21 protein-coding genes are annotated in these 24,863 nt (G+C 60.4%); 10 read left to right on the plus strand and 11 right to left on the minus strand.

The features are described from left to right. Positions 1-24: 24 nt before the first annotated feature. The 5 genes from FIV03_RS01210 to FIV03_RS01230 form a co-directional block, all read right to left on the minus strand. The gene (locus tag FIV03_RS01210) at positions 25-1,395 is read right to left on the minus strand and encodes a TRAP transporter large permease (RefSeq protein WP_152508391.1); all 1,371 of its coding nucleotides are present in this window, start codon (positions 1,393-1,395) and stop codon (positions 25-27) included. Continuing rightward, on the minus strand, positions 1,392-2,036 hold the full coding sequence (locus FIV03_RS01215; protein ID WP_152508392.1) for a TRAP transporter small permease: 645 nt from the start codon (positions 2,034-2,036) through the stop codon (positions 1,392-1,394). The genes FIV03_RS01210 and FIV03_RS01215 overlap by 4 nt, the downstream gene beginning before the upstream one ends. Before the next feature lie 76 nt (positions 2,037-2,112). Next, positions 2,113-3,129: a C4-dicarboxylate TRAP transporter substrate-binding protein gene (locus tag FIV03_RS01220; RefSeq protein ID WP_152508393.1), complete on the minus strand. Its 1,017-nt coding sequence runs from the start codon at positions 3,127-3,129 to the stop codon at positions 2,113-2,115. Between the two features lie 440 nt (positions 3,130-3,569). Then, complete coding sequence (locus FIV03_RS01225) at positions 3,570-4,964, minus strand: sigma-54 dependent transcriptional regulator (RefSeq protein ID WP_152508394.1); 1,395 nt, start codon at positions 4,962-4,964, stop codon at positions 3,570-3,572. Beyond that, the gene (locus tag FIV03_RS01230) at positions 4,961-6,769 is read right to left on the minus strand and encodes an ATP-binding protein (protein ID WP_152508395.1); all 1,809 of its coding nucleotides are present in this window, start codon (positions 6,767-6,769) and stop codon (positions 4,961-4,963) included. Before FIV03_RS01230 ends, FIV03_RS01225 begins: the two co-directional genes overlap by 4 nt. Before the next feature lie 155 nt (positions 6,770-6,924). Between FIV03_RS01230 and FIV03_RS01235 the strand changes: the two genes are divergently transcribed. Then, positions 6,925-7,758 carry a universal stress protein gene (locus FIV03_RS01235; RefSeq protein WP_055657672.1) on the plus strand — a complete coding sequence of 278 codons (834 nt, stop codon included), beginning with the start codon at positions 6,925-6,927 and terminating at the stop codon, positions 7,756-7,758. A 252-nt stretch (positions 7,759-8,010) separates the two neighbouring features. Beyond that, on the plus strand, positions 8,011-10,740 hold the full coding sequence (locus FIV03_RS01240) for a GNAT family N-acetyltransferase (protein ID WP_152508396.1): 2,730 nt from the start codon (positions 8,011-8,013) through the stop codon (positions 10,738-10,740). Positions 10,741-10,865: 125 nt separating this feature from the next. On the opposite strand, the gene FIV03_RS01245 is transcribed toward FIV03_RS01240, so the two are convergent. Then, positions 10,866-12,128 carry a urate hydroxylase PuuD gene (locus tag FIV03_RS01245; protein ID WP_023002127.1) on the minus strand — a complete coding sequence of 421 codons (1,263 nt, stop codon included), beginning with the start codon at positions 12,126-12,128 and terminating at the stop codon, positions 10,866-10,868. A gap of 122 nt (positions 12,129-12,250) precedes the next feature. Here FIV03_RS01245 and FIV03_RS01250 point away from each other — a divergent pair, with 122 nt between their 5' ends. Further along, on the plus strand, positions 12,251-13,168 hold the full coding sequence (locus FIV03_RS01250; RefSeq protein ID WP_152508397.1) for a LysR family transcriptional regulator: 918 nt from the start codon (positions 12,251-12,253) through the stop codon (positions 13,166-13,168). Here FIV03_RS01250 and FIV03_RS01255 read toward each other — a convergent pair. Beyond that, the gene (locus FIV03_RS01255) at positions 13,165-13,503 is read right to left on the minus strand and encodes a helix-turn-helix domain-containing protein (RefSeq protein ID WP_152508398.1); all 339 of its coding nucleotides are present in this window, start codon (positions 13,501-13,503) and stop codon (positions 13,165-13,167) included. The genes FIV03_RS01250 and FIV03_RS01255 overlap by 4 nt on opposite strands. A 109-nt stretch (positions 13,504-13,612) precedes the next feature. On the opposite strand from FIV03_RS01255, the gene FIV03_RS01260 reads away from it, so the two are divergent. Beyond that, positions 13,613-14,317 carry a glutathione S-transferase family protein gene (locus FIV03_RS01260; protein WP_152508399.1) on the plus strand — a complete coding sequence of 235 codons (705 nt, stop codon included), beginning with the start codon at positions 13,613-13,615 and terminating at the stop codon, positions 14,315-14,317. A gap of 107 nt (positions 14,318-14,424) precedes the next feature. On the opposite strand, the gene FIV03_RS01265 is transcribed toward FIV03_RS01260, so the two are convergent. Then, entirely contained in the window at positions 14,425-14,673 is a 249-nt protein-coding gene (locus tag FIV03_RS01265; protein ID WP_152508400.1) for a hypothetical protein, read from the minus strand. Positions 14,674-15,458: 785 nt separating this feature from the next. On the opposite strand from FIV03_RS01265, the gene FIV03_RS01270 reads away from it, so the two are divergent. The 3 genes from FIV03_RS01270 (at position 15,459) to FIV03_RS01280 (ending at position 18,367) form a co-directional block, all read left to right on the plus strand. Beyond that, positions 15,459-16,229 carry a Stf0 family sulfotransferase gene (locus tag FIV03_RS01270; RefSeq protein ID WP_152508401.1) on the plus strand — a complete coding sequence of 257 codons (771 nt, stop codon included), beginning with the start codon at positions 15,459-15,461 and terminating at the stop codon, positions 16,227-16,229. A 140-nt stretch (positions 16,230-16,369) separates the two neighbouring features. Next, on the plus strand, positions 16,370-17,668 hold the full coding sequence (locus FIV03_RS01275) for a mechanosensitive ion channel domain-containing protein (protein WP_152508402.1): 1,299 nt from the start codon (positions 16,370-16,372) through the stop codon (positions 17,666-17,668). 102 nt (positions 17,669-17,770) lie between these two features. Then, a complete protein-coding gene (locus FIV03_RS01280) occupies positions 17,771-18,367 on the plus strand; it encodes a hypothetical protein (RefSeq protein WP_152508403.1) in 597 nt (198 codons plus the stop codon). Between the two features lie 5 nt (positions 18,368-18,372). Here FIV03_RS01280 and uraH read toward each other — a convergent pair whose 3' ends face one another. Continuing rightward, entirely contained in the window at positions 18,373-18,726 is a 354-nt protein-coding gene (gene uraH, locus FIV03_RS01285) for a hydroxyisourate hydrolase (protein WP_152508404.1), read from the minus strand. 226 nt (positions 18,727-18,952) lie between these two features. On the opposite strand from uraH, the gene puuE reads away from it, so the two are divergent. From puuE to FIV03_RS01300, 3 genes are all read left to right on the plus strand, one after another. Continuing rightward, entirely contained in the window at positions 18,953-20,347 is a 1,395-nt protein-coding gene (gene puuE / locus FIV03_RS01290; RefSeq protein WP_209009983.1) for an allantoinase PuuE, read from the plus strand. After that, on the plus strand, positions 20,344-20,841 hold the full coding sequence (locus FIV03_RS01295) for an ureidoglycolate lyase (protein WP_023002142.1): 498 nt from the start codon (positions 20,344-20,346) through the stop codon (positions 20,839-20,841). Before puuE ends, FIV03_RS01295 begins: the two co-directional genes overlap by 4 nt. Before the next feature lie 72 nt (positions 20,842-20,913). After that, complete coding sequence (locus FIV03_RS01300; protein ID WP_152508406.1) at positions 20,914-22,350, plus strand: nucleobase:cation symporter-2 family protein; 1,437 nt, start codon at positions 20,914-20,916, stop codon at positions 22,348-22,350. Positions 22,351-22,774: 424 nt separating this feature from the next. Here FIV03_RS01300 and FIV03_RS01305 read toward each other — a convergent pair whose 3' ends face one another. Further along, the gene (locus FIV03_RS01305; protein ID WP_152508407.1) at positions 22,775-23,758 is read right to left on the minus strand and encodes a glyceraldehyde 3-phosphate dehydrogenase NAD-binding domain-containing protein; all 984 of its coding nucleotides are present in this window, start codon (positions 23,756-23,758) and stop codon (positions 22,775-22,777) included. Positions 23,759-23,772: 14 nt separating this feature from the next. Further along, positions 23,773-24,738: an iminosuccinate reductase BhcD gene (bhcD, locus tag FIV03_RS01310; protein WP_152508408.1), complete on the minus strand. Its 966-nt coding sequence runs from the start codon at positions 24,736-24,738 to the stop codon at positions 23,773-23,775. Positions 24,739-24,863 lie beyond the last annotated feature (125 nt).

A 24,863-nucleotide genomic window follows, 5' to 3' on the forward strand; every position in this document is an offset into this window, starting at 1 on the left:
GTTTTCTTGAATTCGGCTTTCCCGTCAGGCCATCAGCTCGGGCAGGATGGTGATGATCGAGGGGAATGCCAAAAGGCCGGCGATGGTCAGGACGTCTGCGACGAAGAACGGTACGCAGCCGCGAAAGACTTCCTGCACCGGAATATCCGGCCGAACTCCCGAGACAACGAAACAGTTCAACCCGATCGGTGGTGTGATCAGGCAGAGTTCCGCCATCTTCACCACCAGAATGCCGAACCAGATCGAGCAGGCCTCGCCCGACATGCCGAACGCACTGTCGGCAGCCGACACGCCCTCACCGCCGTTCAGCGCCATCACGGCAGGATAGACCACCGGCAGCGTGAGGATGAGCATGCCGATTGCATCCATGAACATGCCAAGAACGGCGTAAGCCAGGAGGATGCAGACCATCACCACCCAGGGGGAATACTCCAGGGCGACGATGAAGTCCTTGAAGGCGTCCGGCAGGCCGGCAAAACCCAGAAACCGCACGTAGACTAGCACACCCCAGATCAGGGTGAAGATCATCACAGTCAGTTTCGCGGTCTCGTGCAAGGCCTGGCCGAGCTGCTTGGTGCGCATGCCTTTCATGAACGCAACGACCAGCACCACGAAGGCTCCGAGCGAACCGGCTTCGGTCGGGGTGGCCAGACCGAAGAAGAACGAACAGAAGATGATCGCGACGACGGCTATGATCGGCAGGGTTCCGGGCACGCTTTCAAAGCGCTCTTTCCAGGTAAAGCCGCCGACCGGTGGTGCATCGCCACGCCAGGCGGCAACGGCCACGATGATGCCGACGTAGATCAATGCCGAGAACACGCCCGGCAGGAAACCGGCGATCAAGAGCTTGCCAACCGACTGTTCCACCAGAATGGCGTAGATCACCAGGATTGCGGATGGCGGGATGAGCGAAGCCAGCGTGCCACCGGCGGCAACGACTGCAGCCGACAGTCGTTTGGAATAACCGGCGGCCAGCATTTCGGGAATGGCAACGCGCGCAAAGACCGCGGCCGTTGCCACCGATGCACCTGATACAGCTGCGAAACCGGCAGTGGAGAACACCGTACCCACGGCCATGCCGCCCGGCAGCCAGCCCAGCCAGCGCTTTGCCGCTTCGAAAAGCTGCTTGGTGAACCCGGCGTAGAAAGCCAGGAAGCCGATCAGGATGAATGTCGGCAGCACCGACAGAGCATAGGTAACCGACTTGGAATGCGGGATCGTGCCGGCCATCTGCAAGGCCACGAAGAAGCCTTTCGAGAAGCCCATTTTCAGGGAGAACAGCACGATAAGGCCGACCAGTCCGGTAAAGGCCGCGGCAAAAGCCACGCGCACACCCAGGACGACGAGGACCAGCAGGACGCCGGTCATCAGGAGGCCAACTTCAAACGGCGTCATCGCGCGCCTCCTTCTTCCACGTCGTCGCCAAAGGCTTCTTCGATTTCGTGTTTGGCGTGTTCCTCGACACCCTCGATCATCGGCACGCAATAGGCTTCACGAGACGGGTTCACGACCAGGCGGGCGTACCCGTAGATCTGCAAGCACAGGCGCAGGAACAGGAGACTGAGCGCGATCGGAACCATCAGCTTGGACGGCCAGGTCGGCAGGCGGATATCCATAGTGCTGTCGCCGATCGTCCAGGACCGGTCGAAATGGTACCAGGAGCCCCAGATCAGGAGCGCGACCGTGAAGGCGATCAGGATGACACCCAGCATTTCGCAGATGTAAAGCGTCCGGCCGCTTAGCCGGCCGAGCACGATTTCCATGCGGATATGGCCGCCGACGCGTTGGCAATAGGCAATACCGGCGAAGGCGAAGATGGCCATTGCCTGTTCGGTTATGTCGATGAAGCCGGGTACCGGGGTGTTGAAGCCCAGGCGGCCGACAACCTGAAGGACGGCCAGCAGCATCAAGGCCAGGATGGCTCCTGCGGCAAACAGGTTGAAGGCATTCTCGACATGAGCGAGCCAGCCGTCAAAGCGGATATAGGTGACCGGGCGCTCCGAATCGGAACGTCCTCCGGGATCGATTGTGTTCATGAGTTAAGCCCCGAGCATTGGCTTCCCGGCGCGGGTCGCGCCGGGAAGAGTGTGGAACAGTCCAGGCTTGCCGGGCTTATTCCGCGAGGGTCGACTTGACCATGTCCAGGATGTCCTGCGCCGGCAGACCGTTGGCGGACTGCTCTTCCACCCAAGCAGCCTGGATCGGGCCGGCCTTTTCGGCAAAGGCGGCCAGTTCGGCATCGGAGAACTCGACCTGCGTCACGCCGCGGCTTTCCAGTTCCGGCCACCACTTTTCGTAGACCTTGTCATAGGTCTCCAGGTAATGCGCCAGGGCCGGCTCAACCGAGCTGTCGAGAGCTGCCTTGAAGTCGTCCGGAAGAGCGTTGTAAGCGTCGACATTCACGATCACCGGGCATTGCACGGTTCCCGGGTTCAGGTTCTTGGTCCACCAGTTGGCGACTTCAACCACCTTGAACGACAGATGCGCATGCGGTGCGAAGCTGGCAGCAGCCACCGTGCCTGAATCAATCGCCTGATAGGTTTCCGAAGCGGTCACGGAGGTCGGCACCGCGCCGACAGATTCCATCAACTGGCCGATGCCGCCCAGGGCACGCACGCGCATGCCGTCAAAGTCGGAAATCGAGCTCGGCACATCGCCCTTGCCAGCAAAGTTGTACTGCGGCATCGGCGAAGGCATCAGAGCTTGAGCGTTCCAGCGGCCGAGGTCTTCCTGCACCGCGGGATGCTCATAGAGCTTCATCGATACCTTGATTTCCTGGTCAAGGTCCTTCACGCCCAGGAACGGCAATTCCAGAACCGTCAAGCTCGGGTTCTTGTCCGGGTGATAGGAAGCGCAGATCTGCGCCATTTCGAACGCACCGAAGGAAATGCCGTCGAGGTTTTCGCGAGACTTCGACAGGGCTTCACCGTACTGCAGTTTGATTTCGAACTTGCCGTCGGTCTTTGCGGCCACTTCTTCGGCCAGCTTTTCGACATGCTCGGTAAACGCACGGCGCTTGCCCCAGAGCGACACGTTCCAGGTTACGTCGGCGGCGAAGGTTTCGGTGGCGAATACCAGAGACAGCGCAGCCGCGGATACAGCGGTTGCGGATTTCAGTGAAAAGAGCATGCAATCCTCCCAAGACGTTTGCTCATTTCCTTGACAGCTCGGCCTGAACACCTCCGCGCACAAGCCCGTGCCAAGTCGATGAGCCTGTAGCATGACCCGTGCCAGTTCTTGCTGGCAACACTTTCCGGCAGGAAATCGATGCTTCTTTCCGCCCCACCCTCGATTTGCTGCAGTGCAGCTCGGCAAGATCTTGCCGATAGCCCGATACCCTCGGCGGATTTCCGCCGGTTCGGGGTGATGTTGGGAGCTTGTCTGCCAGCTTCGAACCGCCGTCTCATTTCCCGATTACCTCCATCCTGAGGAGGACCATCAGGTCCTTCTCGAAGGATGCGCAGCACACTCGGGAGCCAGCGGCCCATCCTTCGAGACAGCGCTTACGCACCTCCTCAGGATGAGGCTGGATGTTGGGGCATCGCTCGGGTGAATGCTCTCAGGAATGCCTATCCCTCGACAGTCTCGGCATTCGCCTGATCGCGGCTGAGGCCGAGGCGGGTCATTTTTTCGTTGAGCGTTCGCCGCGGCAGGTTGAGTTCCTGCATTACGTCGGCCATCCGCCCCCCATGACGACGCAAGGCACCTTCGATCAGGTTGCGCTCATAGGCGTCCATCAGCTCCTTCAGGCCACCTCCAACGGGAACCGGTCCCGTTTCGCGCTGGCCGGTCACCAGTTCTTCCAGCGGCTGCGGCGTGACCGGTGCGTTGAGCACGAAGCGCTCGGCGGCATTGCGAAGCTCCCGGACGTTTCCCGGCCAGCCATAGGTCTGCAGGAACGCCTCGTCGCGGGCGCTTGTGGCCGGGGCATCCAGACCATACTGGGCGGCGAAGCGGTTCAGGAACGTGTCGAACAGCAGGAGCGCATCACGGCCTCGCTCGCGCAGCGGCGGTACCCGCAGTTCAATCGTATTCAGCCGGAAGAGCAGGTCCTCGCGCAGCCGTCCGGTGCGCACAGCTTCCCTAGGGTCGACATTGGCGGCGCTGACCAGACGGATATCGACATCGACGGGTCTTGTGCCGCCGATACGGTCTACCTTTTTCTCCTGCAGCACGCGCAAAAGTTTCGGCTGCAACGCCAGCGGCATGGAGACGATTTCGTCCAGAAACAGGACGCCACCACTTGCCGCCTCGATCCTTCCTGTCCTTTGCTTGTCTGCACCGGTGAAAGCGCCGGCCTCATGGCCGAACAGTTCCGCTTCCACCATGGCTTCCGGCAAGGCTGCGGCGTTGATCGCCATGAAAGGCCCGTCCTTGCGCGGACTGAAATCATGCAGAGCCTGGGCAATCACTTCCTTGCCTGTGCCGGTTTCACCGGTAATGAGAACCGCAGCATCCGTTGCAGCAAAATGCAGGATCTGCTGGCGCAGGGCCTGCATGGCGGGGCTATTGCCGATCAGGCGGCTTTCCAGCCCCGCGCTATCGAGCAATTGCGTGCGCAGCGAACGGTTCTCCAGAACAAGTGCACGCCTGTCGCACGCCCGGCGAACCACGTCGGCAATCAAATCTGGATCGAACGGCTTTTCGACAAAGTCATAGGCCCCGGCCCGCATCGCCTCGACCGCCATCGGCACATCGCCGTGACCGGTAATCAGCACCACTGGAAGATCCGCGTCGAGCGCTCCGATCTTGCGCAGAAGCGAGACGCCGTCTTCCCCGTCCAGCATCACGTCCGAAACGACGCAACCTCGGAAATCGGCGGACAATCTGGCAAGCGCCTGACCTGCCGTTGCAACTTCATGGGTTTCAAAACCTGCAAGTCTTATCCATTGCCGCAGGGCCGCACGCATGGACGGATCGTCGTCGACGATAAGAACTGGAATCTTCTGGGAAAGGTCGGTCATTCTGCGGCTTCTGGTTCCCGTTCGGTCCTGGTGCCGGAGGCGCTGTCACCGGCTCTTTCACTGGCTTTCTCGCCGGACAAGGCAGGCAGACGCAATTCGAATACCGCACCCTTGGGGATGTTTGCGCGCACCGACAAGCTACCGCCCAGGTCCTCCGCGAGCCGCATCGATATGGCAAGGCCGAGCCCCATGCCCCCGCTGCTGGTCTTGGTGGAAAAGAACGGGTCGAAGATCCGTTCCTTCAGGTCCTCCGGGATGCCGGGGCCGTTATCGGAAATTGCCAGCACCAGCTCTGTCCCTTGCCGTTGCGCGTGCAGTTTGACTTCACCGGCTTCTTCGCCCGCCGTTGCATCGGCACCGTTGCGCAAGAGATTGACCAGGATCTGCTCGATCCTTAGCGGTGCGGTTTCCGCCTCCAGCGGATCGGGTGGAAGGTCCAGTTTCAAAAGGCAGCCGGTCTCTTCAAACCGGGGCCGCACGATCTTTTCGGCGGTCCGGACACTTTCTGTCAGGTCAATCTTCTCGATACGGCTTTCACCGGGCCGCGCAAAGCGCTTCAGTTCCTGCGTGAGGCTGGCCATGCGCATCTGCAGGGAATCGATTTCGTCTAGGTTTTCCGAGGCGGTTTCCGTGTCGCCCTTTTCCAGGAACTTGCGTGTTCCGGCAACGAACATGCGCAAGGCCGCAAGCGGCTGGCTGAGTTCGTGGACCACTGCCGCGGACATCTCGCCCACAGCAGCCAGACGGCTGGAGCGGGCAAGGCCGCGCTGTGCTTCCAGAAGCTCTTTCTCGACACGTCGCCGCTCCTGAATCTCCTCCACCAGACGAGTGTTCAGCTCTTTCAGTCCGGCCGATTCCTGACGCAGCAACGCGGAGGCCTTGCGCAGTCGCCGACCGCGCAGCACAAGGACAATGACCGCATATACAAGGCAAAGCGAAATGGTTGCCGCCCAGATCGGCAGCACGCTCTTGCGCGTCTCCTCCACCGGGACCAGGAAATGCAGGGTCCAGCCAAGCAGGCCGACATCCGCCGAATTGTGCCGGTAGTTCTTGCCGTCGATGACGAGCTGCTGTCTTTCCTGATCCAGACTATCGCTGACCGGGGACAATTCCCGCCCGGCATACTGGCGGGTTGCCTCGATCATCTGGCGTACTTCCTGCGGCAGCGCCGTCAGCGTCCGGTAGCGCCAATCGGGCTGGCTCGACAGAAAAATCACGCCATTGTCGTCAGAGGCAAAGACGGTCTCACCGCCTTCGGCCCAGGCTTCTTCCAGGGGGCCCATGTCCACCTTGACCACAGCCACACCAACCGGCTTGCCGCTAACCGGCGTCGGCCGTGCCAGGAACAGGCCCGGCTCGTCCGACGTCGCGCCGATTGCAAAGAACCGGCCTTCCTCGCCTTCAATGGCGGCCGAGAAATAGGGCCGGAAACCGTAGTTACGGCCGACCAGCGACAGGTCTTCCTGCCAGTTGCTGGACGCCAGTGTCGTGCCTTCGGCGTTCATGACATAAAGCAGATCCACGCCGGAATTTTCGGCCATTTCCTGCAGGAACCGATTGGCACTTTCCGATGGCTGGCCAAGGCCCAGCGCTGACGTTGCGCGGGGATCCCGCGCAATCATGTAAGGCAGATAGCGGTACTTCTGGTATTCGCCCAAAATCGTCTGGCGATAAAGCGTCAGCCGCTCGGCGGCCTTCCTGTCAACGCTGTCCTCATCCAGCTCCATGAAGAGCTGAACCAGCATGAAGGCGACAGCCACGAGCAGGAACGGTGGCAGGGCCAGATAGAGCCAGCGGTTTGACATGGCTCCATATTGCGCATTTTTTTCATTCCCGCCACCCGGCCGGCGATCAGAACAAGATGGTGACATTGATGCGCGTCAAGGACTCACCACATTCAGACCTATAGATTTTTAACGAGGCTGGTTCGACGACATGATACCGGCCGCAGGAGGGATATATGCCTATCAAAGATATTTTGACCGTTCTGGATCTCGCAGGTGACCAGCCGGCCGCCAAATACGCCCTGGAATTCGGCCGAAACTACGATGCCCATGTCACCGGACTGGCGGTGTCGTTCGAGCCGGTCGTTCCCGCATTCGCGGCCGCGCCGATGCCGGTCGACTATTTGCAGGCAGCACACGAACAGGCGGTTGCCGCGGCCACCGAGGCCAAGAAAGAATTCGACGAGCTGGCCCGTCTGGCAGGTGTGAAGAGCGAAAGCAGGCTCGCGGAAATCCTCACCGGCGGCCCCCTGGAAAACGTGCTGGTTCATTGCCGCCCGACAGACCTGGTGGTCATCGGCCAGGCCAATCCGGACAAGCCGGAGCCGATGCGTGAGCTCTTGATCGAGACCGTCCTGTTTGAAAGCGGCGTACCGGTACTGCTTGTGCCCTATATCGGCAGCAAATCCTTCCAGCCGAAGAATGTGCTGGTTGGCTGGGACGGCAGCTCCACCGCGACACGGGCCATCCATGCGGCTCTGCCCGTTCTGGAAAAGGCGGAGAAGATCACGGTCCTGGTTGTCGAGAAGAAAGCCACGAAAGCAACCGGCCAACCGGGTGCCGACGTCGCCAACTATCTGGCGCGTCACAACATGGATGTCACCGTCGAGGTTGTCACCAATCCGCAAGCCGGCATTGCCGACACGGTGCTCAACCACGTCTCCGACAACAGCAACGATCTGGTCGTGATGGGCGGGTACGGCCACAGCCGCATGCGTGAATTCCTGTTCGGCGGGGCAACCCGGGAAATCCTGGAAGCCATGACCGTACCGGTTCTGATGGCCCATTAAGCCACTGGCGCACCCTCGATCACCGAGATTTTGCGATGCATGAAGCCCGCGAACCTGACACACTCCGGTCCGCGGGCTTTTTTTGACCGGAAAACATGACGAGACTGCAGGCTCGAAACACCGGCAGAGCCGGACGCACGTCTGCAACCACCCATGTTGTTTTTCGCTTCTTGTTCGTGAAATTTGCGGCGCGTGACCTAGGTTGGTTTCAGACGCCTCGTTCCTTGCGGAGCTATTCAAAGGATCGATCTCATGACCATTCGCAACCTCGACGGTTTCTTTGCGCCAGGATCGATAGCCATTATCGGCCCTTGCAGGCATCCGGGTGTCCTGACCAGCAAGTTGATTTCCTGCCTGCAGGATATCGAGGCCGGCCATCCGGTAACGCTCGTCGGGATCGACGAGGATGTCCCTTTCAAGGGCCGAAAGGTCGCTCGGCTGGCCGATCTGGAGAAAATGCCGGATCTGGCGATTTATCTCGCCAAGGCGGAAGCGCTGCCGGAAAAGATCCGGATCCTTGCTGCCGGTGGGACAAAGGCCGTGCTTATTCCTTCGCCCGGCTTTGAAACCTGGCCGGAAGAGTTGCTCCAGGAGTGCCGCGAAGCCGCGCAGACCACGAACTTGCGTCTTATCGGTCCAGGCACGCTTGGCCTTGCCGTTCCCGCCAGGGGACTTAACGCACTCCTCAGCGCGGAGCGACCCGAAAAGGGAGAAGTCGCGTTTTTCGCTCGTTCCGGTGCCGTGCTCAATGCAACGCTTTCCTGGGCGAAGACCCACAATACCGGATTTTCCGCTGTCGTTTCTCTCGGCGCGCGGATGGATGTCGATATCAGCGACCTGATCGACTATTTCGCGCAGGACTATCATACCCGTGCGATCGTGCTTCACCTGGAAGGCATCGCGGTCCCGCGAAAATTCATTTCCGCCGCCAGGGCAGCTGCCCGCAGCAAGCCGGTGATTGTGATCCGCTCCGGCAAGAGCCGGGATACAGGCGGCTCGGGCAGAACCCACGCCGGGCGACTCGCACGGACTGACCGGGTCTATGAGACCGTGTTTCGCCGCACTGGCCTTTTGCGGGTGCATGATCTTGACGAGATGTTCGAGGCACTGGAAACCCTTTCCCACATTCGCGTTCCCCGCTGCGACAAGCTTGCCGTCATTGCGAACGGTCGCAGTCTTGCCAGTCTTGCCGTTGACAGGCTGATGGATCTGGGCGGCTCCTTCGCCGAGCTTGGCACCGAAACTCGAACAGCTCTTGAAGACACCAGCCGGAGCCATGCCGGCCTGTCGGTGACACCCGCTGCAGATGGTTCGGTAATCCTGAAGGAGAACGTGACACCGGAACAGATTACCGAGGCAATCGTCACGGTGTTGAAAGACCCGAATGTGGATGGTGCCGTCGTGCTTCAGGCTGCCAGTGCCTTCCAGCCCTTGTCGGCCATCGCAAAGGCAATTGCCGATGCGGCGACGCTCGACAGGCGACGCACCGGGCGGCGCAAGGCCCTTGTCGCCGGTCTTATCGGTGGTGATGGGGCAACGCGGGCAGCCCTTTCCGAAGCGCGCATCCCGAACTATGCCAGCCCAGCCGAAGCAGCCCGCAGCCTGATGCATCTGGCGCATGATGCGCAGGCGCGCGAATTCCTTATGGCGGCCCCGGCCAGCCTGCCCAGCACGTTTTCACCCGATGTCGCGCGGGCACGCGGTATTGTCACAGCGGCGCTTCAGGAAGACCGCACCTGGCTCAGCCCGCCGGAAGTGGTCTCCGTTCTGGAAGCATATGATCTGCCGATCATGGCGACCGCCATGGCGACAACGCCAGAGGAAGCCGGCAAACTGTCGGAGCCTTTCTTCAAGACCGCCGCTCATTGCGTTGCCAAGCTGATTTCGCCGGATCTGCCGTTCAAGTCACGCATCGATGGTGTGCGGCTGGGGCTGGAAAGCCCCGAAGCCGTCCGTCATGCGGCAGAAGAACTGATCGAAAAGACCAGACGGGACTACCCGGACGCCCGAATCGCCGGGCTCTCCATTCATCCGATGCTGGAAGACCGGCACGGGCTGGAACTTTATATGGGTGTTGCCGAAACACAGGACTTCGGCCCGGTCCTGGTGTTCGGCCATGGTGGTACCGCAATCGAGGAGAGCGAAGACATTGCGCTGGAATTGCCGCCGCTGGATCTCAACCTGGCAGAAGCACTGATTTCCCGCACACGAATTGCCAGGCTTCTGGATGGCGGACCGGCGCGCCCGGCCCTCGACAAGGCAGCCCTTGCCCAGGCGCTGGTGAAACTCTCCCAGATCACCATCGATATTCCCGAGATACAGGAACTCGACATCAACCCGCTGGTTGCCCTGCCGAGCGGGCTAATCGGGCTCGATGCCCGCATGACATTGTGCCATCCGGAAAAGCGACCGGGCCGTGCCGGCAGTTCCCGCCTGGCCATCGCCCCCTATCCCCAGGAATGGGAACAGACACTTGAGTTGAAGGATGGGCACGAGATCTTCATCCGGCCCGTGCGCCCGGAGGACGAGGACCTGTTCAAGACGTTTTTCGAGCAGGTCACACCCGAAGACCTGCGCCTGCGGTTCTTTGCACCTGTGCGCGATTTCAGTCATCGGTTCCTGTCCCGGCTGACCCAGCTCGACTATGCCCGCGCAATCGCCTTTGCTGCCATCGAACCCAAAGACGGCAGCTTGCTCGGCGTCGTCCGCCTGCACGCGGATCCCGACCATCAAACCGGCGAATATGCGATCATGGTCCGCTCCGACCTGAAGGGACAGGGCCTCGGCTGGACCTTGATGAAACTGCTCATTCGCTACGCCAGGGAAGACGGCATCGAGGTCATCAAGGGCGAGGTTCTGAAGGAAAACACCTCGATGATCTCCATGTGCCAGTCGCTCGGCTTTTCCGTCGGCACTTCTCCGGACGATCCCGGCATAGCCCTCGTGACGCTGCCTGTGGCGGAGGTGCCGGAACAGATCTGAACGCGTTGCGCAGTCCGCAATGCATCTGAATTCCGTTTGCCTGTCAGCACGCCCACATGGACGTTGCCCCAAACAAAAACGCTCCCCGCAAGGAGGAGCGTCCCGGGTGGTTCATCTGTAGATGCTCAGTGCGTTGCGGCCATACCGAAAGACAGCTGTCCGCGAGCGTTCTTGTACCATTCGATGATCTTCTTGCGCTCGTCTTCTTCCATGAAGGAGACGTTGGCGGGCGGCATGGCGTTGGTGACGCCTGCCTGGAGGTAGATCTGTTTTGCGGCGCGCACGACGTCTGCCTTGGTTTCCAGATGCAGGCCCTTGGGTGCCCAGTGGATGCCTTCGTAGAAGGGTTCGCGGGCATGGCACATGCCGCAGCGGCCGGGAATGATGTTCATGACATCATCGATGCCTTCCGCATTGGCGAATACCTGTTCGGTCTGCGTCAGCGGACGGGCCTCCGAAGCTTCCCAGGTATCCTGCTGGAGCGGTGCCATGGACAGCTGGATAATGGCCACGAACAGGATCGCCGTTGCCAGCCAGGTCCAGGTCGGTGCCGGAGCACCCGTGTGCTTGGTGTTGAAGTAATGCCGGATGGTGACACCCATCAGGAAGACAAGGGCAGCAATCAGCCAGTTGTATTCCGAGGCAAAAGCGAGCGGGTAGTGGTTGCTCAGCATCAGGAACACGACCGGCAGGGTCAGGTAGTTATTGTGGGTGGAGCGCAGCTTGGCGATCTTGCCGTATTTTGCGTCCGGGGTCCGCCCGGCCTTCAGGTCCGCCACCACGATCTTCTGGTTCGGAATGATGATGAAGAACACGTTCGCGGTCATGATCGTCGCGGTGAAGGCACCGAGATGCAGCATGGTGGCGCGGCCGGTGAAGATCTCGTTGTACCCGTAGCCCATGGCCACCAGCAGCGCGAACAGCAGCAGCATCAGCAGCGTCGGGCTTTCGCCGAGCTTCGACTTGCACAGCCGGTCATAGACCAGCCAGCCGATGGTCAGAGACCCGGCGGAAATCAGGATACCCTGCCACAGGGCAAGATCGGCCTTTGCCGGATCGATCAGGTAAAGCTCGCCGCCGACCCAGTAGACGACCATCAGGAGAGCCGCGCCGGACAGCCACGTGGAATAGCTTTCCCATTTGAACCAGACCAGGTGTTCCGGCATGTTTTCCGGGGCCACCAGGAACTTGCGGATGTGATAGAAGCCACCGCCGTGGACCTGCCATTCCTCGCCATGGGCTCCCTTGGGCAGGTCCGGGGCTTTCTTCAGGCCAAGGTCCAGCGCGACGAAATAGAACGACGAGCCGATCCAGGCCATCGCCGTAATCACGTGCAGCCAGCGAACCGCAAAGGCGATCCAGTCCCAAATGATGGCAATGTCCAGCATTGCTTCCCCTCCAAATTCGTTTGACCCAAGCTAGCTCATGCAAGAATTTTCTGGTATCTCGGGATAATTCCGAGCAGTTTCAAAAAAATCGGAACAATAAACCGGCCCGGTTGGACATCCTCATGGCGTATCTGGAAAACATCCGAACCTTTCTGCGCGTTTACGAGCTGGGCAACATGTCCGCTGCAGCGCGAGATCTGCGGATTTCCTCCGCCGTCGCCTCGTCACGGGTGTCCCAACTGGAAGAGCACCTGAACGTCCGCCTGTTCCAGCGAACCACCCGAGCCCTCAGCCCGACAGAGCATGGCAACTTGTTCTATCGCGGTGCAACAAAAATAATCGAGGCGGTGGAAGAAGCAGAAGCGGAGATCAGCAATGTCACCCGTTCACCGCGCGGCACGCTGTTTGTTGCAGCCCCCATCGGCATGGGCCAGCGGCTGATCGCCCCGGCGATCCCGAAATTCAAGGAAGCCAATCCGCTGATCGACATTCGCCTGCGCCTGTCCGACCGCAAGGTCGACCTGACGGGCGAAGGTCTCGATGCCGCGTTCTTCCTTGGCCTGCCGGAAGATTCCAATCTCAAGATCCGCAAGATCGCCGATTGCGACCGGCTGCTTTGCGCCTCTCCGGAGTATCTCGCCCGCAAGGGCAACCCGAAAACAAGCGACGAGCTTGCCGCCGGCCGCCATGACTGCCTCAACATGCGTTATCCCGGTGCGCCGGAATTCCAGTGGCCGCTGCAGACGGATACTGGCGTCAAGCGCGTCGCGGTATCCGGCCCGTTCGAATCCGACCATGGCGATGTCCTGACCGGCTGGGCGCTGGAAGGCCACGGCATCGTGCTGAAACCGGCGTTTGAAGTTGCCGACTATCTGGCTTCGGGCAAACTGATGCCGGTGCTGGAAAACGAACCGCCGATCCCGGTGCAGATGGCCTGCCTTTACACGCACCGCCGCCGCCAGGACCCGAAAGTACGCCTGTTCCTGGATTTCATGGTGACGCATATCCAGAAATCTCTGGCGGATATGGCAGCGCGCTAGCGCTCTGCCATCCGAACCGTGTCGCCGTTGCTGCGCGTGTCCCACCACACGCCGAGGGCATCGACGAGCGGCACCAGCGCGCGCCCGTTCTCCGTCAGGTCGTATTCGACGCGAAGCGGATAGCCTTCATATTCCGTCCGCCGGACGATGCCCGCATCTTCCAGCCTGCGCAGTTCGAGCGTCAGCATCTTGTGCGAGATGGTCGGATTGTCCCGGCGAAGATCGCTGAACCGTTTCGTCCCCTCGGTCAGATAGTAAATCAGCAAGGTCGGCCAGCGGCCGCTCAGGACCTGCATCACTTCTTCGATGGGACAGCGGGAGACAAGCTCTTTCATAAGCGCTCCGTGGTAACAAAAAGGTGCGTAATTGCCTTGGTTTGGCAGCGTGTTAGGGTCCGCCCATCGCTGCGCAGCGTGATCGACAGAAATCACGGAGAACGAAACTTTGGAACCCATCCTTATCTATGGATACCCTGCCGGCAGCTCAATGGGGCTCGTCGCGGCTTTCGAATGGCTGCGCGAACCTTACCGGCTTTGCCGCGTCGACATGCTCGGCGAAATGCGGGATCCGTCCTACAAGCGCCTGAACCCGCGCGTCGAAACACCGGTGCTGGTGACCGACCGGGGGGACGTGCTGACGGAAACGATGGCCATCGGCGCCTGGCTGGAAGCAAGAGATACGGAAAGACGGATCACCTTCGAGGCAGCTTCGACGGACGCCGACCGGATGCATCAGTTGATGGCGTTCATCAACACGGGATTCACTGCTGCCTTCAGCCCCCTTTGGACGGCGATGGAAATGGCGGACCCCGACCCCGCAATGCAGGCATCGCTGACCGAATTCGGTCGTTCGCAGGTGATCGAACGTCACGACAGGCTCGAGGAAATGATCGGCGACGGCAAATATCTCGTCGCCGACCGGCCGAGCCTTGCCGACGCCGTGCTGATCGGCGTTGCCAGATGGCTGGATGTCCATGCCGTTGCAAACCGGAACCGCTGGCCGAAACTGTCGGCGCTGCGCGCGAACCTGGAGGCGGACGCCGCCGTTCAATTCGCATGTGAACTGGAAGAGGGGAAAGAGCCGGCCGGCTCCGGAGCCTGCAAGGGACATGTCGCCCTTGCGGACATCCTGGAGAAGTATGGCAGCTAAGCCAACCGCAGTTCCGGGCGCCGGTTGTGCGGCGCCCGGAACGTTCGAAGCAGACCCGGTATCCGGCGGGTCGCGCGGACGTCCGGGATAGGCACTGCTTGTGCCGCTTATCCGGTGAGCGATCTTTCCAGCAGCGTGTTTATCTCGCCGCGAAGGGCATCCGCGAAACTCTCCACCAGCATCGACAAGGGCCGGTTGGCCGGGGTGAGCAGCGACATGTTGAGAAAGCACTCCGGCTTGAATGGCCGGAAGACAAGGCTGTTCTGGTCGCCGCCCAGATGTGCCGGGCAGGTACGCCACCACTGGCTTTGGTGGAAACACAGACATTCGCCGACAGGCAGGCATCGCTGCAGCATTTGAGCGGAGCGCTGCGCGGCTGGCGGCTGCTTGCCAAGGGGTTGGGACTAATCGCAGAAATCCGCAAGGCGGGCGTTCCCCGCTACACCGGCGCATCGGCAATTGCCGTTGAAGGCATGACGCATGACGCTGGCCGAAACCATAAGCTTCGCATTCGGAGGCAGAAGCCACAGGCTGGAGTGTGCAACGGCGCTGCTGCCGTCGCTTGGCGTAACTCGAATGCTTGCCAGCAAGACCTCAAACGCAAACGTACGCCGGTTCAAATCCCTTTGAAGTCACCCCGGGCGAGCAACGCGTGACCCGGGGTCTGCTCATTTCCAGAACTCAGGCGTAGTTCTCAATGCGCCCGCTTCAGCGAGCTGCCCCTGCGAGTAGGCCCGGATCTGCGCTGCGCTTGTCCGGGGTGACGGCCTTGGGGGGCGGGGCTTGAACGAAAACGGCACTGCCGGCTATGGCAAACGAAACGTCTGCGTGGTTGGCAAGGTATCCCAAAACCTGTCCGGCAACAGAGACGATCTTCCAGCCCCCAGCCCCCTCATCCTGAGGAAGTGCGCAGCGCTGTCTCGAAGGATGGGCCGCTTGCTCCGAATTTGCCGCCAATAGTTCGAGGCATCGGCCAACCTCGGGATGAGCGATCCTCTCTGGCAAATTCACGGACAGAGTGTTGCCCGCCGGGCACCCCTTGGCGAAAATCCGTCGCAAATTCAAGCCTATGTCCGGCGCAATCCCCGTGCATTGCTTCAGGTGTCTTGCGCCTGTCACCGATCCTTGAAATGAACACCTCATGATCGGCTACTCGTCCTACATCCTGTGCACCTCCCCCCGTAGCGGCAGCACGCTGCTCTGCAAGCTTCTGGCGGCGACGGGTGTTTCCGGGCATCCGGGCTCCTATTTTCACGAGCCGTCCCAGGAGGATTGGCTTGAGGACCTGAATGTCGATGTTGTGCCGGGGGAAAACGAGCAGGCGACGCTGCGCCGCATCTTTGCGGCAGCAATCGAAAAGGGCACGCGGGGCAAAGGTCTGTTTGGCCTGCGGCTGCAGCGGCACAGCTTCGATTTCTTCATGAAACAGCTGGCCATCCTGCACCCGGCCCATGAAAGCGATCTTGCACGTCTTGAAGTAGCCTTCGGCAAGACGCTGTTCATTCACCTGACCCGTGCTGACAAGGTCGACCAGGCGGTTTCCTTCGTTCGTGCCGAGCAATCCGGCCTCTGGCACAAGGCTCCGGACGGCACCGAGCTCGAGCGATTGTCGGAACCGCGCGATTTGCAATATGACGCCGCTGAAATCCACGCCTGTCACGATCGCTTCACCCGGTTTGACCGCGACTGGCAAGCCTGGTTCGAAATCCAGGGCATTTCCCCACTTCGGATTACCTATGACGCGCTTTCGGCAGATCCGCAGGGCACGCTGAGACTGGTTCTTCAACGGCTCGGCCTGGAAGCGTCAGCAGCGGAGGGTGTCGTGCCCGGCGTTGCCAAACTGGCAGATGCCACCAATGCCGACTGGGTGTCCCGTTTCCGCGCTGAGCTGGAGATCGACAGCGCCAGCTAAAGCCTCCTGTGTGAACCACCTGCGCGGCCGAGCCGTATCCTTCTCGAACAAGCAAGCGTTTTGCAGCCGCCTTGGCCGCGGGCCAGGAATGCTGTTAAGCTGTTGATGCTTCGACGGGAAACAGACGGACGGGTGGTTTGATGAACCTCGAAAGTTTCGTTGCCGAACTTCAATCCTGGGCCACGCTGGCCCTCAGCTACCTGACTGCGCCCTGGTTTGCCTATCAGCTTGCCATCATCGTAGTTCTGTTCGGCCTGGCCAAGCTGCTGAGCCTTCGCGTCGAGCCGAGGCTAGAAGCCCGTGCACGTGAAATCAGGGGCCATCCGGGCCTGCTTCGTGTGGTGGTGGCCCTGCTCCGGCGGATCGAGTGGATCTTCTTCAGCCTGTTCCTGTTCATTGCCCTTACGGTGATGCGCAGCGTCACCTGGCCGAGCCGGAGCCATTTCATCGCGATCGCCCTGTCGCTGTCGCTCGCCTGGCTGTTTGTCTCGGTTCTGTCGAGGGTCATCCGCAACCGGCTGGTGGCAAGAACGCTCAGCTGGCTCGCCTGGATCTATGTTGCGCTGGTCATTTTAGGTTTCGACGATGAGGCCGGCACCTTCCTCGACAGTCTGGCGTTGCCACTCGGCGAGATGCGGTTGTCCTTGCTGCTGATCCTGAAGGCGGTTCTGCTACTGTTTGCGACAGTCTGGGTCGCGGTGGTCCTCGGGCGCTATTTCGATGAACAGGTACAAAAGTCGGATGAGCTGACCCCGTCGATCCGCGTGTTGATCGGCAAGGTCGCCAAGTTCGGGCTGATCCTGGTGGCCGGAACGGTTGCGCTTTCCTCGGTCGGTATCGATCTCTCCGCCTTCACCGTCTTTACCGGGGCGGTCGGCCTCGGTCTCGGGTTCGGCCTGCAGAAGGTCATTTCCAACTTCATTTCCGGCATCATCATCCTGCTCGACAAGTCGATCAAACCGGGCGACACCATCTCGCTGGAAGGCACGTTCGGCTGGATCCGCGAGTTGCGTGCCCGCTTCGTTTCCGTGGTAACGCGGGACGGACGCGAATATCTGATCCCGAACGAAGACTTCATCACCCACCGTGTGATCAACTGGTCCTTCAGCGACGAGCTTGTCCGCCTTGACGTCAATTTCGGCGTCTCCTACGACGCCGACCCGCATGAAGTTTCGAAGCTTGCCATCGAAGCGGCGATGACGGTCGGCCGGGTGGAAGGCTCCCGCCGTCCGGTCTGCTGGCTTACGGGATTTGGCGACAGTTCGCTCGACTTCGTCCTGCGCTTCTGGATCCGGGATCCGCAGCAGGGACTTACCAACGTACGCGGCAAGGTGTTGCTGGCGCTTTGGGACACCTTCAAGGAAAATGACGTCGGCATCCCGTATCCGCATCGGGAAATCATCATTAAGAAGGAATCTGAGCCGGGCCTTCCTGATTGACCCTATTTTGTGTGGCGCCAACTTCTGGCGATTAACGCGTTTGAAAACTCTAATATCATAGGTTGTCGCCAAACTTTCCAGCAACTGAGATACAATAGAGTCATGGCGCGTATTTTTTTGGTATTTTTTCTTCTGCTGAGTGTCGTTGCGTGTCAGCATCAACAGACTGGTGGTCAGGCCTATCGCATCAATCGAGTTATCGTAGAGCCTGGTGGAGGTCCTTTTGCGCCAATAGCCGCTGCTCAGCTCAGAGCGAAACTTCAGGCTGTGGCAGACGACATCAACCGCCAACTGAGCCCGAACGCTCCTGCGCATGATCTTATTGTTCGGCTAGAATCTGTAACGTATGTGGCGCCTAACGGGCCCTTCCTGCTGGGACGTAGCCGGATTAAAGGCAAGATGCAGGCAGGTGACTGGCGTTACAGCTTTTCCGGGTCGGACGATGGCGCTCCGGGTTTGAGCGAGAGTTTCAGTTTGTATAGTTTTTACAGCCCGGAACGCAGCTTTGGCCGGATCGCACAGCGGATCGCCAACAAGTTTTCGATCAATTATTCAGGCACCTTCAGGACAAAAAGGACGTCATGGGACAAGTTGACTAAAGCAACTCCCAACCGCGTCTCGCAATCCCGAACCACAGTTCCTGGTCAGCCCGGTCTGGTGGCTCCACCTCCGCTCGTTGTGATTGGCGGGTCTCGATAGAAGCCTCAACTCCCCCGGTAAGTCGAATAGCTGAACGGCGAGACCAGAAGCGGCACGTGGTAGTGGGCTTCTTCCGACATGCCGAACCGCAGCGGCACCGTGTCGAGGAATTTCGGGTCCGGCAAAGCGGTTCCAGCGGCGTCGAAATAGGCGCCGACATGGAACACCAGCTCGTAGGTTCCGGTCTTGAATTCGTCTTTCGGCAGGATCGGGCTGTCGGTGCGGCCGTCGTCGTTCGTTTCCAGGCTGCGGACGTAGGTCCTGTTGTCACCATCAATTGCATAAAGATCGATCTTGATGCCTTTTCCAGGGCAACCCTGGGCGGTGTCGAGCACGTGAGTCGTCAGGTAACCGGCCATCTTGGCCTCCTCCAAATGTCAGTTTGCGCGCATGATGCTGTGGGCCTCAATCGAAGGGCACCCGTGGTTCACAGGAAGCACTTTCTAAAAAGACGAGAAAGTCATGTCCATTATTCTGTTTTATAAGAAGACAACATGCCAGCCCTTGAATGAGGCATAGTCTTTGCTTGGTTCAAAACACGTTGGTATCACGAGGAGGTCCGTCTTGAATCGCTATTCCCGGAACATGCGTGGCTATGGTCAGAACCCGCCGGATCCAAAGTGGCCGGGCGGGGCCAGGGTCGCTGTCCAGTTCGTGTTGAATTACGAGGAAGGCGGCGAGAATTGCGTGCTGCATGGCGATGCGGCGTCCGAGGCGTTCCTGTCCGACATTCCGGGCGCGGCCCAGTGGCAGGGCAAACGCCACTGGAACATGGAATCCATCTATGAATACGGCGCCCGCGCCGGTTTCTGGCGCCTGCACCGGCTGTTTACGCGGGCTAATATTCCGCTGACCATCTATGGTGTCGCTTCCGCTTTGGCCCGCAGCCCGGAACAGGTGCAGGCCATGAAGGACGCCGGTTGGGAAATCGCCAGCCATGGCCTGAAGTGGGTCGAACACAAGGATATGCCCGAAGCAGAGGAACGTGCGGCCATTGCCGAAGCGATCCGCCTGCACACGGAAGTGGTCGGCAGCCGACCGCTCGGCTGGTACACGGGCCGTTGCTCGGAAAACACCGTTCGCCTCGTCGCCGAGGAAGGCGGTTTTGCCTATATTTCAGACACCTATGATGACGATCTGCCCTATTGGCTGGATGCCGATGGCCGTGATCAGCTGATCATTCCCTATACGCTGGAAGCCAACGACATGCGCTTCGCGACGGCACCGGGATGGACGGATGGCGAGGATTTCTTCCTCTATCTGAAGAACGCCTTCGACATGCTCTATGAGGAAGGCACGACGGACACGCCGAAGATGATGTCCATCGGCCTGCATTGCCGCCTCGTCGGCCGTCCGGGCAAGATCATGGCGCTGAAGAAATTCATCGATCATATCCAGGCTCATGAAGGCGTCTGGTGCCCACGCCGCATCGAAATCGCGGACCATTGGGCCAAGACACACCCGCCGCAGAAGGGTCTTCGCCCCAGCCGTATGGAAAAAGCCGAGTTCGTCAAAACCTTCGGCGGCATCTTCGAGCACTCCCCCTGGATCGCCGAACGTGCCTTCGAGCTGGAACTCGGCCCGGCTCATGACTGTGCCGCCGGTGTTCACAACGCGCTGTGCCGGATGTTCCGTTCCGCAAGCGAGGAAGAGCGCCTCGGCGTTCTGACTGCCCACCCGGATCTTGCCGGAAAGCTGGCACAGGCAGGTCGCCTGACGGCGGAAAGCACCAACGAGCAGGCCAGCGCCGGTCTCGACATGCTGACCGACGAGGAACGCGAGACCTTTACCCGGCTGAACAATACCTACGTCGAAAAACACGGTTTCCCGTTCATCATCGCGGTGCGCGATCATGACAAGGCTTCGATCATGGCTGCCTTCCAGCGCCGGATCGACAATGACCGGGCGACCGAATTCGAGGAAGCCTGCCGCCAGGTGGAACGGATTGCCCAGTTCCGGCTCAAGGACCTGCTGCCGTGAGCCGTCTCATTGCCCCATCGATCCTGACCGCAGAGGCCTTCGCCCCCTATGGCGATGTTCTCGAGGTGGCGGGCGCACCCGACAAAATCATAAATCAGGGCATGTGCGGCCGCCATCATGACCGGGCGAAGCTCGACTTCGGCGAAGGCCGGGCGGGCATCAGCCTGTTCGATGCCAAGGCCCGGTCGTTTCCCTATGTCGTCGACATGGTCGAGCGACACCCGGAAGGCAGTCAGGCCTTCATACCGCTGGACGGTGTGCCGATGCTGGTTGTCGTCGCTGACGACGAGAATGGCCAGCCGGTCAACCTGAAGGCATTCATCAGCCAGCCCGGACAGGCGATCAACCTGTATCGCGGCACCTGGCACGGTGTTTTGGCCCCGCTCTGGCAAGCGGGCCGCTACGCGGTCGTGGACCGCATCGGGGAAGGAACCAACCTGGAGGAACACTGGTTTCCCGACCCTTGGACAGTGGAGGCCGACAACAAGGAATAAGCCTCCCTTTCAGAACGATCCCTGCCCGCTCAACGAGGCGGAGACGTTCACACGACCTTCAGAGGAGCAGAAATGTCTAATTCATCGATCGGATCTCCGGAGCAGCTCCGGGATCCCAATTACACGCCACCGCTTTACAAGGCGATCCCGCTCGGCATCCAGCATGTCCTGGCCATGTTCGTCTCCAACGTCACACCTGCCATCATCGTGGCCGGTGCAGCCGGCTTCGGCTTCGGGTCCAATTCTCCCGACTTTCCGGAACTGCTTTATCTCATCCAGATGTCGATGGTCTTCGCCGGGGTCGCGACCCTGTTGCAGACGATCACTCTCGGCCCGGTCGGCGCGGCCCTGCCCATCGTTCAGGGCACATCCTTTGCCTTCCTGCCGATCATGATCCCGCTTGTTGCCGGCAAGGGGGTCGACGGTCTCGCGGCGCTGTTCGGGGGCGTGATCATCGGCGGCTTCTTCCATGCGTGTCTTGGCCTCGTCATCGGCAAGATCCGCTTCGCCCTGCCTCCGCTGGTGACAGGACTTGTGGTGACGATGATCGGTCTCGCGCTGGTTCAGGTGGGCATCCAGTATGCCGCCGGCGGTGTCCCCGCCATCGGCACGCCGGAATACGGCTCGCTGCTCAACTGGGCGGCCGCTCTGGTGGTGATCGTGGTGACACTCGGGCTGAAGTTCTTCGGCAGGGGCATGATGTCGGTCTCCGCGGTTCTGCTCGGTCTGATCGCCGGTTACATCTTCGCCCTTGCCACCGGCATGCTGACCTTTGAAGCCGTCTCCACGTCCTGGGACCGTGCGGCTGTCTTTGCCCTGCCGCAGCCGTTCAAATACGGCTTCGAATTCTCGTTCGCCGCCGTGCTCGGCTTCTGCCTGATGGCCTTCGTTTCCGCGGTGGAAACCGTGGGCGATGTATCCGGCATCACCAAGGGCGGCGCCGGCCGGGAAGCGACCGACAAGGAAATCGCCGGTGCGACCTTTGCCGACGGTCTCGGCACGGCTGTCGCCGGTTTCTTCGGCGGTTTCCCGAACACCTCCTTCAGCCAGAACGTCGGCCTCATCGCCATGACCGGCGTCATGAGCCGCCATGTGGTGACCATCGGCGCGATCTTCCTGATCGTCTGCGGTCTGATCCCGAAGGTCGGCGCGGTCATCCGCACCGTTCCGATCGAGGTTCTCGGCGGGGGGGTCATCGTGATGTTCGGCATGGTTGTTGCCGCCGGTATCTCGATGCTGTCGGATGTGAACTGGAACCGGCGCAACATGGTGATCTTCGCCATTTCGCTTTCCATCGGTCTCGGCCTGCAGCTGGAACCGGGCGCCCTGCAGCACATGCCGGACACCGCGCGTATCCTTCTGACCAGCGGCCTGCTGCCGGCAGCCCTGATCGCCATCGCCCTCAACCTGGTGCTGCCGGAAGAACTCTCCGACGAATCCACCGAAGAGGTCTCCGGTGGTCTCTCCGGCCACGGACGCGGCTCCCTGCCGAAGGAAGAAGGTGCGTAAGGACAAGGGTTTCATATGCATGAGAAAGGGCCGCGTGAGCGGCCCTTTTTTGTGATCTGTCGCCGTCTTCCTGGACGCGAACATTCCGGACCGGGTTCCGAGGCCATTCGATAGATAACGTGAGACTATCCAGTCTCATGGGTCCCCGATCCCGGCTCGCACTTCGTTTGGCCGGGATGACGATGGTGGGGGCCTGCAGGGAAGAATTTCAGGCGTTTCAGCAGTTGGAAATTTCCCCCTCCGTCATTCCGGACAAGGGAGGCGCAGCTGGACGCAGATCCGGAATCCAGACATATTTCGCGCTGAAGGCGCGTCTCTATTTTTGAGAAGTCTTCGCTTTGCTCACGCTGACGCGCTGGGTTCCGGATCTGCGTGCAGCCAAGCTGCACTTGTCCGGAATGACGGGGGAGGAGAAATTGTGTCCCTACCGCCCCGCCATCAGCCGTGCCATGTCGATCATCCGGGCGGAAAAACCCCATTCGTTGTCGTACCAGCCGAAGATGCGCACCTGGTAGTCATTGGCCTCAAGCGTTTCAGGCAGATGGATGACCAGGGATTCCGGTCGGGCACGCATGTCCGTCGAAACCACCCGGTCCCCTACGAAGCCGATCACCGGATTGCCGGAAAAGATCTCGAGCAGCCTGGTGTTGAAAGGGGCTTTCACGGGCTGTGCCAGCGTCACTGTCAGGTCGACGGCGGAAACACTGATCGCGGGCACCCGGACGGCGGCACCGCTGATCTTGCCCTCAAGCTGCGGCAGCACCTTGCCGACAAGCTTGGTAGCGCTCGTGGTAGTCGGCACCATGGAAACGCCGCCGGCACGACTGCGCTCCAGCGGTCCCCTCGGGGCGTCCACCATCGGCTGGCTGCCGGTGTAGCAGTGGATGGTGGTCATGTGCCCGCTCCTGATGCCGATAGCATCATCAAGACCGCGTAGCAGCGGAGCGAGGGCATTGGTGGTGCAGGAACCGTTGGAGACGATGCGGTGGTCGCCGAGCTGGTCTTCGTTGGCACCAAGCACCAGGGTGATATCGGCTGCCTTGGAAGGGCCTGAAATCAGCACGTTGGCTGCGCCGGCTTTCAGGCCACGTTCCGCGATCTCGCGCGTGTCTGCCTTGCCGGTGCATTCCAGCACCACGTCCACCTGGGAAAGATCAAGGAGAGACAAATCGGGTTCGGCAGAGAAGACGATCTCGCGTTCGTCCACCGTCAAGGTGCCCTCGCCCGCTGTTACTTCGCCCGGCCACGGACCGAAGACGCTGTCATACTTGAAGAGATAGGCACAGGTCTCAAGCGGTGCGATATCGTTGATCCGCACCACCTCGATGCGTTCCGTTTCCGGAAGCTTCAGCACTTGACGCAAGAGGGTCCGGCCGATCCGGCCGAACCCGTTGATCACAATCCGCATTTTCCACGGTCCGTCTAGAAATCCACTTCGATCGCGACGCCCTTCTGGATCGCCAGATCGACCGCAGCGGATGCCACGGCAAGATCCTGAAGACCGACGCCGGTACCGTCGAAGAGGGTGATATCGCTCTGCGACGTCCTGCCTGGATGATTACCATTAATGACCGCGCCGATCTCAATTATATTGTCCTCAGAGACAATTCCGCTGGCCACCGCATGCTGGCATTCACCGATCGTCGCCGACTGAGCGACTTCATCCGTGAAGAGCTTTGCCTTGGCAACAAGCGCAACATCGACTTCCTGTTTGCCCTTGGTATCGGTGCCCATGCACGCGATATGCGTGCCCGGCGAAACATGCTCTTCCATCAGGATCGGGTCGAAGCTGGAGGTGATCGAGATGATCACGTCGGCTTCTGCGCCCATCCTTTCCAGATCGACGGATTCGTAAGGCAGACCGAGTTCGTTCGCGGTTTCCTCCAGGCGTACAAGCATTTCCGGATGAAGGTTCCAGCCGAGCACCTTTTCGAAGTCGCGCTGTTCGGCAGCGGCCCGCATCTGGAATGCGGACTGGTGGCCAGCTCCGATCATGCCAAGCACCTTCGCGTCCTTGCGTGCAAGATGCTTGATAGAAACCGCAGAAGCTGCCGCTGTTCTGAGGGCGGTCAGCAGGTTGCCACCGACGACGGCCTTCGCCTTGCCGGTATCGGCATCGAACAGGAACACGGTCGACTGGTGGTTGGTCAGGCCCTTTGCCATGTTGCCCGGCCAGTATCCGCCGGATTTCAGGCCGAGCGCGAGCGAGGACCGGTCAAAGCCCGACTTGAACCCATAAAGCGCATCGGCATGGCCGATTGCCTCGCGAATAACCGGAAAGTTATAGGCCGCCCCGCCCGCCATGGCGGCAAAGACGCTTTCGACAGCGTCAAAGGATTCCTGGCGGCCGATCAGGCCGGCGATTTCCTTTTCAGGAACGATGATCATGTGTGTCTCCAGCAAAACATCGTCTTCCCCCCGACCTCATCCTGAGGAGGTGCGAAGCGCCGTCTCGAAGGATGGGCCGCTCGCTCGGAGTGTTTGGCCATCCTTCGAGACGGACCTGCGGTCCT

The sequence above is a fragment of the Labrenzia sp. THAF187b genome, from assembly GCF_009363375.1.
Lineage (GTDB): Bacteria > Pseudomonadota > Alphaproteobacteria > Rhizobiales > Stappiaceae > Roseibium > Roseibium algicola.

Excerpts from the sequence above, each read along its gene's own strand:
- bhcD (WP_152508408.1), bottom strand. The coding sequence starts at position 24,738 with ATGATCATCGTTCCTGAAAAGGAAATCGCCGGCCTGATCGGCCGCCAG.
- FIV03_RS01215 (WP_152508392.1), bottom strand. The coding sequence starts at position 2,036 with ATGAACACAATCGATCCCGGAGGACGTTCCGATTCGGAGCGCCCGGTC.
- uraH (WP_152508404.1), bottom strand. The coding sequence starts at position 18,726 with ATGGCCGGTTACCTGACGACTCACGTGCTCGACACCGCCCAGGGTTGC.
- FIV03_RS01250 (WP_152508397.1), top strand. The coding sequence starts at position 12,251 with ATGGCGTATCTGGAAAACATCCGAACCTTTCTGCGCGTTTACGAGCTG.
- FIV03_RS01230 (WP_152508395.1), bottom strand. The coding sequence starts at position 6,769 with ATGTCAAACCGCTGGCTCTATCTGGCCCTGCCACCGTTCCTGCTCGTG.
- FIV03_RS01235 (WP_055657672.1), top strand. The coding sequence starts at position 6,925 with ATGCCTATCAAAGATATTTTGACCGTTCTGGATCTCGCAGGTGACCAG.
- FIV03_RS01255 (WP_152508398.1), bottom strand. The coding sequence starts at position 13,503 with ATGAAAGAGCTTGTCTCCCGCTGTCCCATCGAAGAAGTGATGCAGGTC.
- FIV03_RS01220 (WP_152508393.1), bottom strand. The coding sequence starts at position 3,129 with ATGCTCTTTTCACTGAAATCCGCAACCGCTGTATCCGCGGCTGCGCTG.
- FIV03_RS01270 (WP_152508401.1), top strand. The coding sequence starts at position 15,459 with ATGATCGGCTACTCGTCCTACATCCTGTGCACCTCCCCCCGTAGCGGC.
- FIV03_RS01280 (WP_152508403.1), top strand. The coding sequence starts at position 17,771 with ATGGCGCGTATTTTTTTGGTATTTTTTCTTCTGCTGAGTGTCGTTGCG.
- FIV03_RS01225 (WP_152508394.1), bottom strand. The coding sequence starts at position 4,964 with ATGACCGACCTTTCCCAGAAGATTCCAGTTCTTATCGTCGACGACGAT.
- FIV03_RS01275 (WP_152508402.1), top strand. The coding sequence starts at position 16,370 with ATGAACCTCGAAAGTTTCGTTGCCGAACTTCAATCCTGGGCCACGCTG.
- FIV03_RS01300 (WP_152508406.1), top strand. The coding sequence starts at position 20,914 with ATGTCTAATTCATCGATCGGATCTCCGGAGCAGCTCCGGGATCCCAAT.
- FIV03_RS01240 (WP_152508396.1), top strand. The coding sequence starts at position 8,011 with ATGACCATTCGCAACCTCGACGGTTTCTTTGCGCCAGGATCGATAGCC.
- puuE (WP_209009983.1), top strand. The coding sequence starts at position 18,953 with ATGCGTGGCTATGGTCAGAACCCGCCGGATCCAAAGTGGCCGGGCGGG.
- FIV03_RS01265 (WP_152508400.1), bottom strand. The coding sequence starts at position 14,673 with ATGCTGCAGCGATGCCTGCCTGTCGGCGAATGTCTGTGTTTCCACCAA.
- FIV03_RS01305 (WP_152508407.1), bottom strand. The coding sequence starts at position 23,758 with ATGCGGATTGTGATCAACGGGTTCGGCCGGATCGGCCGGACCCTCTTG.
- FIV03_RS01210 (WP_152508391.1), bottom strand. The coding sequence starts at position 1,395 with ATGACGCCGTTTGAAGTTGGCCTCCTGATGACCGGCGTCCTGCTGGTC.
- FIV03_RS01245 (WP_023002127.1), bottom strand. The coding sequence starts at position 12,128 with ATGCTGGACATTGCCATCATTTGGGACTGGATCGCCTTTGCGGTTCGC.